General features: G+C 65.9%; 13 protein-coding genes and 1 rRNA gene. 11 read left to right on the top strand and 3 right to left on the bottom strand.

Annotated features, from left to right (window positions below):
• Positions 1-2: 2 nt before the first annotated feature.
• The 10 genes from nuoE to nuoN are packed head-to-tail and all read left to right on the top strand — an operon-like array spanning position 3 to position 11,852.
• Positions 3-500 (top strand): NADH-quinone oxidoreductase subunit NuoE, encoded by a 498-nt coding sequence (nuoE, locus tag VL129_RS07295; RefSeq protein ID WP_325411575.1) that lies wholly within the window; start codon positions 3-5, stop codon positions 498-500.
• The gene (gene nuoF, locus VL129_RS07290) at positions 497-1,837 is read left to right on the top strand and encodes an NADH-quinone oxidoreductase subunit NuoF (protein ID WP_325411573.1); all 1,341 of its coding nucleotides are present in this window, start codon (positions 497-499) and stop codon (positions 1,835-1,837) included. The genes nuoE and nuoF overlap by 4 nt, the downstream gene beginning before the upstream one ends.
• 55 nt (positions 1,838-1,892) lie before the next feature.
• On the top strand, positions 1,893-4,595 hold the full coding sequence (nuoG, locus tag VL129_RS07285) for an NADH-quinone oxidoreductase subunit NuoG (RefSeq protein ID WP_325411571.1): 2,703 nt from the start codon (positions 1,893-1,895) through the stop codon (positions 4,593-4,595).
• Positions 4,592-5,584 (top strand): NADH-quinone oxidoreductase subunit NuoH, encoded by a 993-nt coding sequence (gene nuoH, locus VL129_RS07280; protein ID WP_325411569.1) that lies wholly within the window; start codon positions 4,592-4,594, stop codon positions 5,582-5,584. Before nuoG ends, nuoH begins: the two co-directional genes overlap by 4 nt.
• A 12-nt stretch (positions 5,585-5,596) precedes the next feature.
• Entirely contained in the window at positions 5,597-6,145 is a 549-nt protein-coding gene (gene nuoI / locus VL129_RS07275) for an NADH-quinone oxidoreductase subunit NuoI (protein ID WP_325411567.1), read from the top strand.
• A 30-nt stretch (positions 6,146-6,175) separates the two neighbouring features.
• Positions 6,176-6,676, top strand: a complete 501-nt coding sequence (nuoJ, locus tag VL129_RS07270) for an NADH-quinone oxidoreductase subunit J (RefSeq protein WP_027590933.1) — start codon at positions 6,176-6,178, stop codon at positions 6,674-6,676.
• An 8-nt stretch (positions 6,677-6,684) separates the two neighbouring features.
• A complete protein-coding gene (gene nuoK / locus VL129_RS07265) occupies positions 6,685-6,993 on the top strand; it encodes an NADH-quinone oxidoreductase subunit NuoK (protein WP_325411677.1) in 309 nt (102 codons plus the stop codon).
• Entirely contained in the window at positions 6,990-8,834 is a 1,845-nt protein-coding gene (nuoL, locus tag VL129_RS07260; RefSeq protein WP_325411564.1) for an NADH-quinone oxidoreductase subunit L, read from the top strand. Before nuoK ends, nuoL begins: the two co-directional genes overlap by 4 nt.
• Positions 8,835-8,856: 22 nt before the next feature.
• Positions 8,857-10,386, top strand: a complete 1,530-nt coding sequence (gene nuoM / locus VL129_RS07255; protein ID WP_325411562.1) for an NADH-quinone oxidoreductase subunit M — start codon at positions 8,857-8,859, stop codon at positions 10,384-10,386.
• A 5-nt stretch (positions 10,387-10,391) separates the two neighbouring features.
• Positions 10,392-11,852 (top strand): NADH-quinone oxidoreductase subunit NuoN, encoded by a 1,461-nt coding sequence (gene nuoN / locus VL129_RS07250; protein WP_325411560.1) that lies wholly within the window; start codon positions 10,392-10,394, stop codon positions 11,850-11,852.
• Here the strand turns inward: nuoN and VL129_RS07245 are convergent.
• A complete protein-coding gene (locus tag VL129_RS07245) occupies positions 11,834-12,910 on the bottom strand; it encodes an AI-2E family transporter (protein WP_325411558.1) in 1,077 nt (358 codons plus the stop codon). The two genes, nuoN and VL129_RS07245, sit on opposite strands and share 19 nt — an antisense overlap.
• Positions 12,911-13,022: 112 nt before the next feature.
• The gene (locus tag VL129_RS07240) at positions 13,023-14,339 is read right to left on the bottom strand and encodes a Na+/H+ antiporter family protein (protein ID WP_325411675.1); all 1,317 of its coding nucleotides are present in this window, start codon (positions 14,337-14,339) and stop codon (positions 13,023-13,025) included.
• Positions 14,340-14,448: 109 nt separating this feature from the next.
• Here VL129_RS07240 and VL129_RS07235 point away from each other — a divergent pair, with 109 nt between their 5' ends.
• On the top strand, positions 14,449-15,558 hold the full coding sequence (locus VL129_RS07235; RefSeq protein WP_414705158.1) for a patatin-like phospholipase family protein: 1,110 nt from the start codon (positions 14,449-14,451) through the stop codon (positions 15,556-15,558).
• Positions 15,559-15,661: 103 nt separating this feature from the next.
• On the opposite strand, the gene rrf is transcribed toward VL129_RS07235, so the two are convergent.
• Positions 15,662-15,777, bottom strand: a 5S ribosomal RNA gene (gene rrf, locus VL129_RS07230).
• Positions 15,778-15,801: the final 24 nt, after the last annotated feature.

Genomic DNA, 15,801 nt, shown 5'->3' with positions numbered 1-15,801 from the left:
CCATGAGCCAGACCCTGATCCAGACCGACCGATTCACCCTGAGCGAGGCCGAACGCCAGGCCATCGAACAAGAAAAGCAGCACTTCGAGGATCCGCGGGCCGTTTCCATCGAGGCGCTGAAGATCGTGCAGAAGCAGCGCGGCTGGGTGCCGGACGGTGCCTGCGAGGCCATCGGCGCGCTGCTGGGCATCCCCGCCAGCGATGTGGAAGGCGTGGCCACCTTCTACAGCCAGATTTTCCGCGTGCCGGTGGGCCGCCACATCCTGCGCGTGTGCGACAGCATGACCTGCTTCATCGCCGGCCACGAAGCCCTGCTCGCCCGCCTGCGCGACCAGCTCGGCATCGAGCCGGGGCAGACCAGCGCCGATGGCCGCTTCACGCTGCTGCCGGTGTGCTGCCTGGGCAACTGCGACAAGGCGCCCACGCTGATGATCAATGACGACACCTACGGCAACGTGAGCGCCGACGCACTCTCCCGACTGCTGGAGGCCTATCCATGACGCTCGCCTCCCTGGGCCCGGCCAACCGTGTCGCACGCGCCGAAGATACCCATCCGCTGACCTGGCGTCTGCGCGAGGATGGCGAACCGGTGTGGCTGGACGAATACCGGCGCACCCATGGCTACCGGGCGCTACGCAAGGCCCTCGACGAGCTGACCCCGGCCGCCACCGTGCAGGCGGTCAAGGACTCCGGCCTGAAGGGACGTGGCGGTGCCGGCTTTCCCACCGGGGTGAAGTGGAGCCTGATGCCCGCCGACGAGACGCGGAACATCCGCTACCTGCTGTGCAATGCGGACGAGATGGAACCCAACACTTGGAAGGACCGGCTGCTCATGGAGCAGCTGCCGCACCTGCTGCTGGAAGGCATGCTGATCAGCGCCCACGCGCTGCGCGCCGCCCGCGGCTACATCTTTCTGCGCGGCGAATATGTCGACGCGGCGCGCATCCTCAACCGCGCCCTGGCGGAGGCCCGCGACGCCGGCCTGCTGGGCCGCAACATCCTCGGTAGCGGCTTCGATTTCGAGCTGTTCGTGCACACCGGCGCCGGCCGCTACATCTGTGGCGAGGAAACCGCGCTGATCAACTCGCTGGAAGGCCGCCGCGCCAACCCGCGCGCCAAGCCCCCCTTCCCCGCCAGCGTCGGTGCGTGGGGCCGACCGACCTGCGTCAACAATGTCGAGACCCTGTGCAACGTGCCGGCGATCATCGACCACGGGGTGGACTGGTACAAGGCACTGTGTCGTCCAGGCAGCGAAGACATGGGCACCAAGCTGATGGGCTTTTCCGGCCGGGTCCGGAATCCCGGCCTGTGGGAACTGCCGTTCGGCATCAGCGCCCGCGAACTGCTGGAAACCTACGCCGGCGGCATGCGCGACGGCCACCGGCTCAAATGCTGGCAGCCCGGCGGCGCCGGCACCGGCTTCCTGCTGCCCGAACACCTGGACGCCCCGATGCATGCCGGCGGCATCGCCGCGGTCGGCACCCGCATGGGCACCGGATTGGCACTTGCTGTCGATGCGTCGGTCAGCATGGTGTCGTTGCTGCGCAACATGGAGGAATTCTTCGCCCGCGAGTCCTGCGGCTGGTGCACGCCGTGCCGCGACGGCCTGCCGTGGAGCGTGAAGATCCTGCGTGCGCTGGAGCAGGGCCAGGGCACACCGGAGGATCTGCAGGTGCTCGGCGAGCTGGTCGACTTCCTCGGCCCGGGCAAGACGTTCTGCGCTCACGCACCGGGTGCGGTGGAGCCGCTGGGCAGTGCCTTGAAGTACTTCCGCGACGAGTTCGAAGCCGGCATCGCGCCCTCGGCACGCCAGCGCGCGCGGCACGCCGAAACCTGAGGAGCAAGCAACCGCAACACCCATCCCCGCTGCGGCGGACAGCAAGGACAGGAGCATGGCCACCATTCATGTAGACGGACAGGCATACGAGGTCGACGGGGCGGACAACCTCCTGCACGCCTGCCTGTCGCTCGGCCTCGACATTCCCTACTTCTGCTGGCATCCGGCGCTGGGCAGCGTGGGTGCCTGCCGCCAGTGCGCGGTGAAACAGTTCCGGGACGAGAACGACACCCGGGGCCGGCTGGTGATGTCCTGCATGACACCGGCCAGCGACAACACCTGGATCTCCGTCGCCGACGAGGAAGCCCGGGCTTTTCGCGCCAGCGTCGTCGAGTGGCTGATGATCAACCACCCGCACGACTGCCCGGTGTGCGAGGAAGGCGGGCATTGCCATCTGCAGGACATGACGGTGATGACCGGCCACAGCCGGCGCCGCTACCGCTTCAGCAAGCGCACCCACGCGAACCAGGACCTGGGCCCGTTCATCGGCCACGAGATGAACCGCTGCATCGCCTGTTACCGCTGCGTGCGCTACTACAACGACTACGCCGGCGGCACCGACCTGGGCGTGTTCGGCGCCCATGACAACCTGTATTTCGGCCGCGTCGAGGACGGCCCGCTGGACAGCGAGTTCGCCGGTAACCTCACCGAGGTCTGCCCGACCGGGGTATTCACCGACCGAACCCATTCCGAGCGCTACACCCGCAAGTGGGACATGCAGTATGCCCCCGGCATCTGTCACGGCTGCGCGGCCGGCTGCAACATCAGCCCCGGCGAACGCTACGGAGAGATCCGCCGCATCGAGAACCGCTACCACGGCGAGATCAACCACTACTTTCTCTGCGACCGTGGCCGCTTCGGCTACGGCTTCGTCAACCGCCCGGACCGCCCGCGCCAGCCCCGCTGCGCGGACGCCACGCTGGGCATCGATGCCGCGCTGGACAAGGCCGCCGAACTGCTGCGCGGCAAGCGGGTGATCGGCATCGGCTCGCCGCGCGCCAGCCTGGAAAGCAACCACGCCCTACGTGCACTGGTCGGCGAGGAGCACTTCTGCAGCGGCGTGAGCGCCGCCGAGCTGGAGGGCCTGCAGCGAGTCCGCGACCTGCTACACAAGGGCCCGTTGCCGGTGGCCTCGATGCGCGACATCGAACGCCACGATGCGGTGTTCATTCTCGGCGAGGACCTGACCCAGACCGCCGCCCGCCTGGCCCTGGCGGTGCGCCAGGCCATCCATGGCAAGGCCGAGGAAATGGCCGCCGCGCTGCAGATTCCGGGCTGGCATCAGGCCGCCGTGCAGAACGTCGCCCAGCGAGCGCTGCATCCGCTATTCATTGCCAGCCTGGAAGGCACCCGCCTCGATGACCTGGCCGAGCGCTGCCACCACGGCGCACCGCTCGACCTGGCACGCCTGGGTTGCGCCGTGGCGCACGCCATCGATCCGCAGGCCCCGGCGGTCGAGGGACTGGATCGGGCAACCCGGGAAGACGCCGAGCGCATCGCCGCCGCCCTGCTGGCCGCCCGCCGTCCGCTGCTGATCGGCGGCACTTCGCTGGGCGAGCCGGCACTGCTCGACGCCGTGGGCAACATCGCCCAGGCCCTGAAAAATCGCCAGAAGAACGCATCACTGAGCCTGGTGGTGCCGGAGGTCAACAGCCTCGGCCTGAGCCTGCTCGGCGGCAGCTCTCTGGAGGACACGCTGCAGGCCCTGCAGCGCGGCGAAGCACAGGCGGCGGTGGTGCTGGAGAACGATCTGTACCGGCGCACCGATGCCCAGCGCATTGATACCGCTCTGCAGCAGGCCACCCTGATTGTCCTCGACCATCAGGCGACCGCCACCGCCGAGCGCGCTCACCTGCTGCTGCCCGCCGCCAGCTTCGCCGAGGCCGACGGTACCCTGGTCAGCCAGGAAGGCCGCGCGCAGCGCTTCTTCCAGGTCTTCGAGCCCGACTACTACGACCCGGAGTGCCGCATCCGCGAGGGCTGGCGCTGGCTGCATGCCCTGCACTGCACCCTGCAGAGTCGCCCGGTGGACTGGACCGAGCTGGACCAGGCCACCGAGGACTGCGCCGCCGCCCACCCGCTGCTGGCCGGCATCCGCGACGCGGCGCCCCAGGCGAGTTTCCGCATCCGCGGCCTCAAGCTCGCCCGTGAACCGCACCGCTACAGCGGCCGCACCGCCATGCGCGCCAACCTGAACGTGCATGAGCCGCGCCAGCCCCAGGATCGGGACAGCGCCTTCGCCTTTTCCATGGAGGGCTATGCCGGCAGCGCCGAGCCCCGGCAGCAGATCCCCTTCGCCTGGTCCCCGGGCTGGAATTCGCCGCAGGCGTGGAACCGCTTCCAGGACGAGGTGGGCGGCCACCTGCGCGCCGGCGACCCGGGCGTGCGACTGCTCGACGGCCCGCGTGGCGATATCGCCTGGTGCGCACCGCCACCGGCGTTCACGCCCCGGCCGGGGCTGCTGCACGTGGTGCCACTGCATCACCTGTTCGGCAGCGAGGAGCTGAGCGCCCGCGCCGCGCCGATTCAGGCACGCATGCCCGATCCCTACGCGTTGCTGGGCCGCGAGGAGGCCGAGCGACGCGGCCTGCGCGAGGGCATGCCGGTCACTCTGCGCATCGATGACCAGCGGCTGCGCCTGACGCTGCGTCTGAGTGACCAACTGGCCCCGGGCCTGATCGGTTTGCCCAGCGGTTTCCCCGGCATTCCGCCGCTGCGCGCCGACAGCCTGGCCATGGATCTGGAGGCCGCGCCATGAGCTGGCTGACGCCCGGCGTGGTCGACATCCTCATCGCGGTCATCAAGGCGCTGGTGATCCTGCTGGCGGTGGTGATCGCCGGAGCCCTGCTGAGCTTCGTCGAGCGTCGCCTGCTGGGCTGGTGGCAGGACCGCTATGGCCCCAACCGGGTCGGCCCGTTCGGCATGTTCCAGTTGGCCGCCGACATGCTGAAGATGTTCTTCAAGGAGGACTGGACGCCGCCGTTCGCCGATCGGCTGGTGTTTACCCTCGCCCCGGTGGTGGCCATGAGTTCGTTGCTGATGGCCTTCGCCGTGGTGCCCATCACCCCCACCTGGGGCGTGGCGGACCTGAACATCGGCATCCTGTTCTTCTTCGCCATGGCCGGCCTGACCGTCTACGCGGTGCTGTTCGCCGGCTGGGCGAGCGACAACAAGTACGCCCTGCTCGGCGCGCTGCGCGCCTCGGCGCAAACCGTTTCCTACGAGGTGTTCCTCGGCCTGTCGCTAATGGGCGTGGTGGCGCAGACGGGTTCGTTCAACCTGCGCGACATCGTCGCGTACCAGCAGCAGCACCTGTGGTTCATCCTGCCGCAGTTCCTGGGCTTCTGTACCTTTCTCATCGCCGGCGTGGCGGTGACCCACCGGCATCCCTTCGACCAGCCGGAAGCCGAGCAGGAGCTGGCCGACGGCTACCACATCGAATACGCCGGCATGAAATGGGGCATGTTCTTCGTCGGCGAGTACATCGGCATCGTCCTGGTTTCGGCGTTGTTGACCACACTGTTCTTCGGCGGCTGGCACGGCCCGTTCCTCGATGCGCTGCCGTGGCTGTCGTTCGTCTGGTTCGCGCTGAAGACGGGTTTTTTCATCATGTTCTTCGTCCTGCTGCGCGCCTCGCTGCCGCGTCCACGCTACGACCAGGTGATGGCCTTCGGCTGGAAGTTCTGCCTGCCACTGACCCTGCTCAACCTGCTGGTGACCGGCGCCCTGGTGCTGGCGGCCCGCTGAGGAGAAGAAACCATGCTCAAGTACATAGGCGAGGTGGTGCACGGCACCTTCACCCAGCTGCGCAGCCTGGTGATGATCTTCAGCCACGGCTTCCGCCGGCGCGACACCCTGCAGTACCCGGAACAACCGGTGTACCTGCCGCCGCGCTACCGGGGCCGCATCGTGCTGACCCGCGACCCCGACGGCGAGGAGCGCTGCGTGGCCTGCAACCTCTGCGCGGTGGCCTGTCCGGTGGCCTGCATTTCCCTGCAGAAGGCCGAGCAGGAAGACGGCCGCTGGTATCCAGAGTTCTTCCGCATCAATTTCTCGCGCTGCATCTTCTGTGGCCTGTGCGAGGAAGCCTGTCCGACCACGGCGATCCAGCTCACCCCGGACTTCGAGATGGGCGAATACCGGCGCCAGGAGCTGGTGTACGAGAAGGAGGACCTGCTGATTGCCGGCCCCGGCAAGTATCCGGACTACAACTACTACCGGGTGGCCGGCCTGGCCATCGCCGGCAAGCCCAAGGGCACCGCCCAGGACGAGGCGCCGCCGATCGATGTGAAGGGGTTGCTGCCATGACCCGCCAACCTGTTTCACCGAGGCCCTGACATGGAATATGCCTTCTACCTCTCCGCCGGCGTGGCCGTGGTGGCCAGCTTCCGGGTAATCACTGGCAGCAATCCGGTGCACGCCCTGCTCTACCTGATCACCTCGCTGCTGGCCGTGGCCATGTGCTTCTTCAGCCTCGGCGCGCCGTTCGCCGGGGCGCTGGAAATCATCGTGTATGCCGGGGCGATCCTGGTGCTGTTCGTGTTCGTGGTGATGATGCTCAACCTCGGCCCGGAGACCGCGCGCCAGGAGCGCAGCTGGCTGACCCCGGGAGTCTGGATCGGCCCCGGGCTGCTGGCGCTGCTGTTGTTCGGCCAGTTGATGTGGGCGCTGTTCGCCGCGCCCAGCCAGGTGCCCCTCGGCCTGGAGGATGTACCGTCCAAGGCTGTCGGCATCGCGCTGTTCGGCCCCTACCTGCTGGCCGTGGAACTGGCCTCGCTGCTGCTGCTGGCGGCGCTGGTGGCCGCCTACCACCTGGGACGCCACGAGGCCACGGAGTGACCGCCATGATCGATGCGATTCCCCTGGAACATGGCCTGGCAGTCGCCGCGCTGATCTTCTGCCTGGGACTGGTCGGCCTCATGGTGCGCCGCGACATCCTCTTCGTGCTGATGAGCCTGGAAATCATGATGAACGCCAGCGGCCTGGCCTTCGTGGTGGCCGGCAGCCGCTGGGCACAGCCCGACGGGCAGATCATGTTCATCCTGGTCATCAGTCTGGCCGCCGCCGAGGCGGCCATCGGCCTGGCCATCCTTCTGCAGCTGTATCGCCGCTTCGACACCCTCAACGTGGATGCCGCCAGCGAGATGCGCGGATGAAGCTGCTGCCCCTGACCTTCCTCTTTCCCCTGCTGGGTTACCTGCTGCTGGCCTTCTCCCGTGGACGCCTGCCGGACCGCCTGGCCGCCGTCATCGGGGTCGGCTCGGTGGGTCTGGCGGCGCTGGTCACGGCCTGGATTACCGCGCAGTTCGTCACCGCGCCACCGGCGGGCGGTTTCCACACGCAGCAGCTGTGGCAATGGCTGGACGTGGCTGGCCTGCAGGCCAGTGTCGGACTGCATCTGGACGGCCTGTCCCTGACCATGCTGGGCGTGGTCACCGGGGTCGGCTTCCTGATCCACCTGTTCGCCAGCTGGTACATGCGTGGCGAAGAGGGCTATTCGCGCTTCTTCGCCTACACCAACCTGTTCATCTTCAGCATGGTGCTGCTGGTGCTGGGCGATAACCTGCTGCTGCTGTACTTCGGCTGGGAGGGGGTCGGCCTGTGCTCCTACCTGCTGATCGGCTTCTATTACGGCGAGCGGGCCAACGGCAACGCGGCCCTCAAGGCCTTCATCGTCACCCGCGTCGGCGACGTGCTGATGGCCTTCGGCCTGTTCATCCTGTTCGTGCAGCTCGGCACCCTGAACATCCAGTCCCTGCTCACCCTGGCGCCCCAGCGGTTTGCCGAGGGTAACGTGTGGATCAGCCTCGCGGCGCTGGCGCTGCTCGGCGGCGCGGTCGGCAAGTCCGCGCAACTGCCGCTGCAGACCTGGCTGGCCGATGCCATGGCCGGCCCCACGCCGGTTTCCGCGCTGATCCACGCCGCCACCATGGTCACCGCCGGCGTCTACCTGATCGCCCGCACCCACGGCCTGTTCCTGCTGGCGCCGGAGGTGCTGCAGCTGGTCGGCCTTATCGGCGCCACGACCCTGCTGCTGGCCGGCTTCGCCGCCCTGGCGCAGACCGACATCAAGCGCATCCTGGCCTACTCGACCATGAGCCAGATCGGCTACATGTTCCTCGCCCTGGGCGTGGGCGCCTGGAGTGCGGCGATCTTCCACCTGATGACCCACGCCTTCTTCAAGGCCCTGCTGTTCCTCGCCGCCGGCGCGGTGATCAACGCCTGCCACCACGAACAGAACATCTTCCGCATGGGCGGGTTATGGCGCCGCCTGCCGCTGGCCTATGCCAGTTTCCTGGTGGGGGGCGCGGCGCTGGCGGCCCTACCGCTGCTCACCGCCGGCTTCTATTCCAAGGATGCGATTCTCTGGGAGGCCTTCGCCAGCGGTCATCAGGGGCTGCTGTACGCCGGCCTGGCCGGCGCCCTGCTGACCTCGCTGTACTGCTTCCGGCTGATCTTCATCGTCTTCCACGGCCCGCCACGCATCGAGGCCCATGCCGGACGCGGCCTGGCCCATGGCCTGCCGCTGATCGTGCTGATCCTGCTGTCCACCTTTCTCGGCGCCTGGATCAGCCCGCCGCTGGCCGATGTGTTGCCGCCGGGCGCCGGGCAGACCACGGACGAGGGGCGCATGACACTGGAAATCACCTCGGGGGCGATTGCCGTCTCCGGCATCCTGCTCGCCGCCGGGCTGTTCCTTGGCAAGCGCACGCGGGTCACGGCGCTCGCGCAGAGCTCGCCGGGGCGGCGGCTGCATGCCTGGTGGCGCGCCGCCTGGGGATTCGACTGGCTCTACGACAGGCTGTTCGTGCGGCCCTACCTGCTGCTGTGCCGGCTGCTGGGTCGCGATCCCATCGATCGCGGCATGGGCCTGCTGGCGACGCTGGCGCAGGCCGGGCACCGGGCCACCAGTCGGACCCAGACCGGCCAATTGCGCTGGTACGCGCTGTCCCTGGTGGGTGGAGCCGTGCTGCTGCTTGGCCTGGTCCTGATCTGAACGTGCGCAAGGATTCGACACCGTGATGCTTCCCTGGCTGATCCTGGTTCCCTTTCTCGGCGGTCTGCTCTGCTGGCTGGTCGAGCGCGTCAACCAGACGCTGCCGCGCTGGATCGCCCTGTTCGCCATGGGGCTGCTGCTGGCGCTGGGCCTGTGGCTGTGGCTGCAGGGCGATTACCGCCTGGCACCTTCGCCGGCCGATGCCGGAGTCTGGGTCATGGAATACCGACAGGTCTGGATCGCCCGACTGGGCATCAACCTGCACCTGGCGCTGGATGGACTCTCGTTGCTGATGGTGGTGCTGACCGGGCTGCTCGGGGTGCTGTCGGTGCTGTGTTCGTGGAACGAGATACAGCGGCATGTCGGCTTCTTCCACCTAAACCTGCTGTGGATCCTCGGCGGGGTGGTCGGCGTGTTCCTGGCCATGGACCTGTTCCTGTTCTTTTTCTTCTGGGAAATGATGCTGGTGCCGATGTACTTCCTCATCGCGCTGTGGGGGCACAGCGGCGACGGCAAGAAGACGCGGATCACCGCCGCGACCAAGTTCTTCATCTACACCCAGGCCAGCGGCCTGCTCATGCTGGCGGCCATTCTCGGCCTGGTGCTGGTGCATTACCTGAACAGCGGCGTGGTTACCTTCGACTACGCCCGGCTGCTGGAAACCGAACTCACGCCCGGCATCGAATACCTGCTGATGCTCGGCTTCTTCATCGCCTTCGCGGTGAAGTTCCCACTGGTGCCCTTCCACGCCTGGCTGCCCGACGCCCATGCCCAGGCGCCCACCGCCGGCTCGGTCGACCTGGCCGGCATTCTGCTCAAGACCGCCGCCTACGGCATGATCCGCTTCGCCTTGCCGCTGTTCCCCAACGCCTCGGCGGAGTTTGCGCCGATCGCCATGACGCTGGGGCTGATCGGCATCTTCTATGGCGCCCTGCTGTCCTTCGCGCAGACCGATATCAAGCGCCTGGTGGCCTACTCGAGCATTTCCCACATGGGCTTCGTGCTGATCGGTATCTATTCGGGCAGCGAGCTGGCACTGCAGGGCGCGGTGATCCTGATGCTCGCCCACGGCCTGTCCGCCGCCGCGCTGTTCATTCTCTGCGGTCAGCTGTACGAGCGTGTGCATACCCGCGACATGCGCCAGATGGGTGGCCTGTGGCGGCGCCTGCCCTGGCTGCCACCCCTGAGCCTGTTCTTCGCCGTGGCCTCGCTGGGATTGCCGGGCACCGGCAATTTCATCGGTGAGTTTCTGGTGCTGTTTGGTGCCTTCGCCGCCCATCCCGGGGTAGTGGTCATTGCCACCTTCGGCCTGGTGCTCTCCTCGGTCTACTCGCTGGCCATGGTTCACCGCGCCTACTTCGGGCCCGCCGGCTCCGCGCAGCCGCTGCCCGGTCTGAACGGGCGGGAGGTTGGCATGGTGCTGGCACTGGTCGTGCTGCTGGTGCTGCTGGGCATCTACCCGCAGCCGGCGCTCGACACCGCGCAGGCCAGCGTGCAAGGGGTCCGCCAATGGCTGGGCACGGCCATCACCCAACTCGCCTCGATCCGGTAGCCCGCATGGACCTGACGCTCGCCCACTTCATTGCCCTGCTGCCTTTGCTGGCGACCAGCGGTACCGCCATCGTGGTGATGCTGCTGATCGCCTGGAAACGCAACCACCGTGTTGTCTACATTGCCTCGGTGGCGGGCCTGTTGCTGGCGCTGCTCTCGATCCAGCCGGCCCTGGACGCCGCGCCCCTCGACGTGACGGCACTGCTGCGCATGGATGCGTTCGGCTACTTCTACACGGCGCTGCTGCTCGTCGCCACGCTGACCTGCGTCACCCTCGCCCATGCCTATCTGGGTCGCAAGCCGGGCGAAGGCGGCTTCCCCGGCAACCGCGAGGAGCTGTACCTGCTGATGCTGCTGTCCGCCTCCGGCGGCATCGTGCTGGTGACCAGCCAGCACTTGGCGGCGCTGTTCCTGGGTCTGGAACTGCTGTCGGTGCCGGTTTACGGCCTGGCGGCTTACGCCTTCTTCAATCGTCATTCCCTGGAAGCCGGCCTGAAGTACATGGTCCTGTCCGCCGCCGGCAGTGCCTTCCTGCTGTTCGGCATGGCGCTGCTGTATGCCGAGTCGGGCAGCCTGGACTTCGTCGGCATCGGCATCAGCCTGGGTACCGGCGAATTCGCCCCGCTGGTGCAGGCGGGCATGGTCATGCTGCTGGTCGGTCTGGGTTTCAAGCTTTCCCTGGTGCCCTTCCACTTGTGGACACCCGACGTCTACCAGGGTGCGCCAGCGCCGGTGGCCGCCTACCTGGCCACGGCCAGCAAGGTCGGCGTGTTCGTGGTGCTGGTGCGCCTCTACCAGCTGTCGCCTGCCACCTATGGTGGCTGGTTGGATAGCACGCTATCGCTGATCGCCATTGCCTCGATCCTGACCGGCAACCTGCTCGCCCTGCAGCAGAACAACCTCAAGCGCCTGCTGGGCTACTCCTCCATCGCCCACTTCGGCTACCTGCTGATCGCCCTGATTGCCAGCAGCGGTCTGGCCGGCGAGGCCATCGCCGTGTACCTGGTCACCTATGTGCTGACCACGCTCGGCGCCTTCGGGGTGGTGGCGCTGATGTCCAGCCCGTTCAAGGGCCGCGATGCGGATGCCCTGTTCGAATACCGCGGGCTGTTCTGGCGGCGGCCCTACCTGACCGCGGTGCTCACGGTGATGATGCTGTCCCTGGCCGGCATTCCGCTGACCGCCGGCTTCATCGGCAAGTTCTACATCCTGGCCTCGGGCGTGCAGGCGCGACTCTGGTGGCTGATCGGCGCACTGATCATCGGCAGCGCCATCGGCCTGTTCTACTACCTGCGGGTCATGGTCACGCTGTACCTGGTCGAGCCGGGCCTGATGCGCCGGGAGCCGCCGATCAATTGGCCACAGCGGGCCGGCGGCATCATGCTGCTGGCCATCGCCGCGCTCGCCTTTTTCCTGGGCGTCTATCCCCAGCCCCTGCTGCAACTGGCTCAGGCGGCCGGCCTGTGATCGTCGACGACAACTTCCTCCCGCTCGGTGAATAACCCCCAGGTGGACATGAACAGCGCGGCCACCAGGGGACCAATGACGAAACCGTTCAGTCCGAACAAGGCCAGGCCACCCAGCGTGGAAATCAGCACCATGTAATCGGGCATCTTGGTGTCCTTGCCGACCAGAATCGGGCGCAGGACGTTGTCCACCAGACCAATCACCCCAACCCCATACAGCGTCAGCAATACCCCCTGCCAGATCTGTCCGCTGAGCAGGTAATAGATGGCCACTGGCGTCCAGATCAACGCGGCTCCCACCGCCGGCAACAGCGAAAGGAAGGTCATCACCACGGCCCACAGCAGCACACTGGGAATTCCAAGGAACCAGAAGATCAACCCGCCCAGTGTCCCTTGGGTGATCGCCACCACCAGGTTGCCTTTCACGGTGGCCCGCACCACCTGGGTGAACTTGGTGAACAGCCGGTGCTTCTGTACATCGGCCAGCGGCAAGGCGTTGCGCACCCGGGCCACCATGCCGGAGCCATCACGGATGAGGAAAAACAGCAGATAGAGCATGACAGCCAGTCGCACCAGGAATTCGAAGGTGCTCTGCCCGAAACTGAACGCCCGTGTCGCGAGGAACTGGCTGCCCTGCATCAACAGGCCGGACAGTCGCTCACGCAGGTCCTGAAAATCGCCGATTCCCAAGCGGTTCAGCTGCTGCTGCAGAGACGGGGGGAGTCGCTCGCGAATCCACTCCAGGTAGGCGCCCAGATCCAGCTGGCCGCTTTCGATTCGCTGGTACAGGCTCGCCCCTTCCTGCACCAGCAAGGTGCCGATGATGCCGACCGGCAGCACGGCAACCAGCAACGTGGCACACAGCGTGATCGTTGCCGTCAGATTGGGTCGCCCGGGCATCCGACGCGTAAGCCGGCGCTGCAAAGGCGCAAAGATGATGGCCAGGATGACGGCCCAGAACACCGCGCCGTAGAACGGCAACAGTATCCAGAGGAAGGCGATGGAGACCAGCAGCAGCAAGGCCAGAAAGACCTTGTTCTCGAGTCGGTGATTGGCCATGGGTATCCCTGTCGAGGCGTCCCCTGGCTTAGGCATTGTCACTGACGGTAAGTGCGACCCGGAAAAAGCAAATGGAGCCCGAAGGCTCCATTTGGGGTAGATCAGGCGATGCTCAGAGAACCATAGCCGCCAACCAGCCGAAGGCCAGCAGCGGCAGGTTGTAATGCAGGAACGTGGGAACGACGGTGTCCCAGACATGGTTGTGCTGGCCATCGACGTTCAGGCCGGCGGTCGGGCCGAGGGTCGAATCGGAAGCAGGCGAGCCAGCGTCACCCAGCGCGCCGGCGGTACCGACCAGACTGACGATGGCCAGCGGGCTGAAGCCCAGCTCGATGCCCAGCGGGACGAAGATGGCCGCGATGATCGGCACGGTGGAAAACGAGGAACCAATGCCCATGGTGACCAGCAATCCCACCAGCAACATCAGCAGCGCACCCAGCGCCTTGCTGTTGCCGATCCAGGCCGCCGAGGTTTCCACCAACGCGCCGATTTGCCCGGTCTCGCGCATGACTTCGGCAAAACCGGCGGCAGCGATCATGATGAAACCGATCATGGCCATCATCTTCATGCCTTCGGTGAACAGGTCATCCGCCTCACGCCAACGCACGACACCAGAGACCGAGAAGATCACGAAACCGATCAGGGCACCGATGATCATCGAGTCCAGCCAAAGCTGGATAACGAACGCTGCGGCTACGGCGGCCACGGCCACCAGCATGCTCCTGGGACTGTAACGGACAGCTACCCGCTCAGCCTGCTCGATCCGGCCCATGTCGTAGCTGCGCGCCTTGCGGTAACTGAACAGGGCGACAACAAGGCCAGTCAGCATGCCAAGGGCCGGAATCAGCATGGCCTGGGTGACCTGGATACCGCTGGTATCCACCCCGGCGCGCGCCACGTTGGCCAACAGAATGTCATTCAGGAAGATGCTGCCGAATCCCACCGGCAGAAACATGTAAGGGGTCACCAAGCCGAAGGTGAGCACGCAGGCGATCAGGCGACGGTCGATCTTGAGCTGGCTGAGCACATACAGCAGAGGCGGCACCAACAGCGGTATGAAGGCTATGTGAATGGGCAGGATGTTCTGGGAAGAAACCGCCACACTCATGAGCAACCCGATCATGGCCCACTTGAGCAGTCCGGTACCCCGACTGGCCTGTTGGCCAACCAGGCTCAGCGCCTTGTCGGCCAAGGCGTGGGCTAGGCCGGACTTGGCGATGGCCACCGCGAAGGCACCGAGCAAGGCGTAGGAAAGTGCAACGGTCGCTCCGCCGCCCAGCCCCTTGTTGAATGCAGACAGCGAACCCTCGAGTCCGAGGCCGCCCAGCAGGCCACCCGCCAGCGCACCGACAATCAGGGCAATCACCACATGTACGCGGCACAGGCTGAGGATCAGCATGAGGCCTACGGCTACGACTACAGCATTCATAATAACTCTCTGGGGATTACGCGCGAAAAAACGCGCATTTTCCGCATCTTCACCCGCAAAATCCAGCGCCACGCCACTCCGCCTGTCCCTTGCGGCAAGCATCCGTATAATGCGCTCGCCGCTGATAGAAGGACGTCCCGTGAGCAGTATCCATATTCCCCATCCAGCCCTGGAAATACGGGCCGGCTCCGTTGCCCTGGCACATATCCGCGAGCGCGGCCTGCGCCCCGAGGACATCGCCATCCTTTCCGGAGCGGCTGGCGGACCGAAAGCCCTCGGCATTCAGGGTCTGGATCTGGCGCTGTTTGGTGAATGGCTGCCGCGCGCCCCGCGCGTACGCACACTGATCGGATCATCCATCGGCTCATGGCGCTTCGCCAGCGCCTGCCTGCCTGATCCGATAGCAAGTCTGCGCCGCCTCGGCGAGCTGTATACCGGCCTGCGCTTCGAGCGTAAGGCGAGCATCGCCGAGGTGACCCGCAGTTGCCGAGAGATGCTCGAAGCCCTGTTGCAGGATCAGGACGAGGCGATTCTCGGTAATGCACATTATCGCCTCAATGTGATGGTGGTGCGCAGCCAGGGGCTGCTGACGGGGGAGCGACGGTTGCAGATGGCTCTCGGCCTGTCCTCGGTGATTGCCAGCAATCTGCTGGGTCGACGGCGTCTGGCGGCCCATTTCGAGCGCATCGTTATGCACGACCCCCGCCAGACGCCTCCGCTGGGGGAACTGAGCGACTTTCCATCGCGCTGCATTCCCATGGATCGGCTCAATCTACGCGCCGCCTTGCTGGCTTCCGGCTCTATTCCTCTGGTCATGGAAGGCATTCGCGACATTCCTGGAGCAGGACCGGGGACCTATCGTGACGGCGGCCTACTGGACTACCACCTCGACCTGCCGTATCAGGAGCCGGGACTCGTCCTCTACCCGCATTTCACCAACCGCGTCATTCCCGGCTGGTTCGACAAAGGCATGCCCTGGCGCAAAGCCGACAGCCAAAGGCTCGCTGGCGTGGTGCTGCTGTCTCCGTCCCCCGAATATCTGGCGCGATTACCACATGGCAAACTGCCGGACCGAACCGATTTCAAACGCTATGTTGGTAATGACGAAGGACGCGCTCGCTATTGGCGCCAGGCCATGGCGGAAAGCCAACGCTTGGGTGATGAATTCCTTGAACTCGTGGAAAAAGGGGCATTGTTGGAGCGTCTGAAGCCGCTCTGATCAAGCTGAACTGTGGCTGGCGTAGCAGGCACAGTTCGCTTTTTTCGAGCAGGAAAGACAAAACCCCAACCCGCGTTAGCGGATTGGGGTTTTGGTTTTAGGTGCTTGACGATGACCTACTCTCACATGGGGAAACCCCACACTACCATCGGCGATGCATCGTTTCACTGCTGAGTTCGGGATGGGATCAGGTGGTTCCAACGCTCTATGGTCGTCAAGCAATTCGGTAGGGGTTTCGCCTAG

It is taken from the genome of Pseudomonas sp., from assembly GCF_035497915.1.
Classification (GTDB): Bacteria; Pseudomonadota; Gammaproteobacteria; order Pseudomonadales; family Pseudomonadaceae; genus Serpens.
This window is presented reverse-complemented; position numbering and strand designations above follow the sequence as displayed.

What these genes read in the sequence shown, in the direction of transcription:
- nuoH (WP_325411569.1), top strand. Translation starts at nt 4,592, where the DNA reads ATGAGCTGGCTGACGCCCGGCGTGGTCGACATCCTCATCGCGGTCATC.
- nuoG (WP_325411571.1), top strand. Translation starts at nt 1,893, where the DNA reads ATGGCCACCATTCATGTAGACGGACAGGCATACGAGGTCGACGGGGCG.
- VL129_RS07240 (WP_325411675.1), bottom strand. Translation starts at nt 14,339, where the DNA reads ATGAATGCTGTAGTCGTAGCCGTAGGCCTCATGCTGATCCTCAGCCTG.
- VL129_RS07245 (WP_325411558.1), bottom strand. Translation starts at nt 12,910, where the DNA reads ATGGCCAATCACCGACTCGAGAACAAGGTCTTTCTGGCCTTGCTGCTG.
- nuoE (WP_325411575.1), top strand. Translation starts at nt 3, where the DNA reads ATGAGCCAGACCCTGATCCAGACCGACCGATTCACCCTGAGCGAGGCC.
- VL129_RS07235 (WP_414705158.1), top strand. Translation starts at nt 14,449, where the DNA reads ATGCGCTCGCCGCTGATAGAAGGACGTCCCGTGAGCAGTATCCATATT.
- nuoF (WP_325411573.1), top strand. Translation starts at nt 497, where the DNA reads ATGACGCTCGCCTCCCTGGGCCCGGCCAACCGTGTCGCACGCGCCGAA.
- nuoI (WP_325411567.1), top strand. Translation starts at nt 5,597, where the DNA reads ATGCTCAAGTACATAGGCGAGGTGGTGCACGGCACCTTCACCCAGCTG.
- nuoJ (WP_027590933.1), top strand. Translation starts at nt 6,176, where the DNA reads ATGGAATATGCCTTCTACCTCTCCGCCGGCGTGGCCGTGGTGGCCAGC.
- nuoN (WP_325411560.1), top strand. Translation starts at nt 10,392, where the DNA reads ATGGACCTGACGCTCGCCCACTTCATTGCCCTGCTGCCTTTGCTGGCG.
- nuoL (WP_325411564.1), top strand. Translation starts at nt 6,990, where the DNA reads ATGAAGCTGCTGCCCCTGACCTTCCTCTTTCCCCTGCTGGGTTACCTG.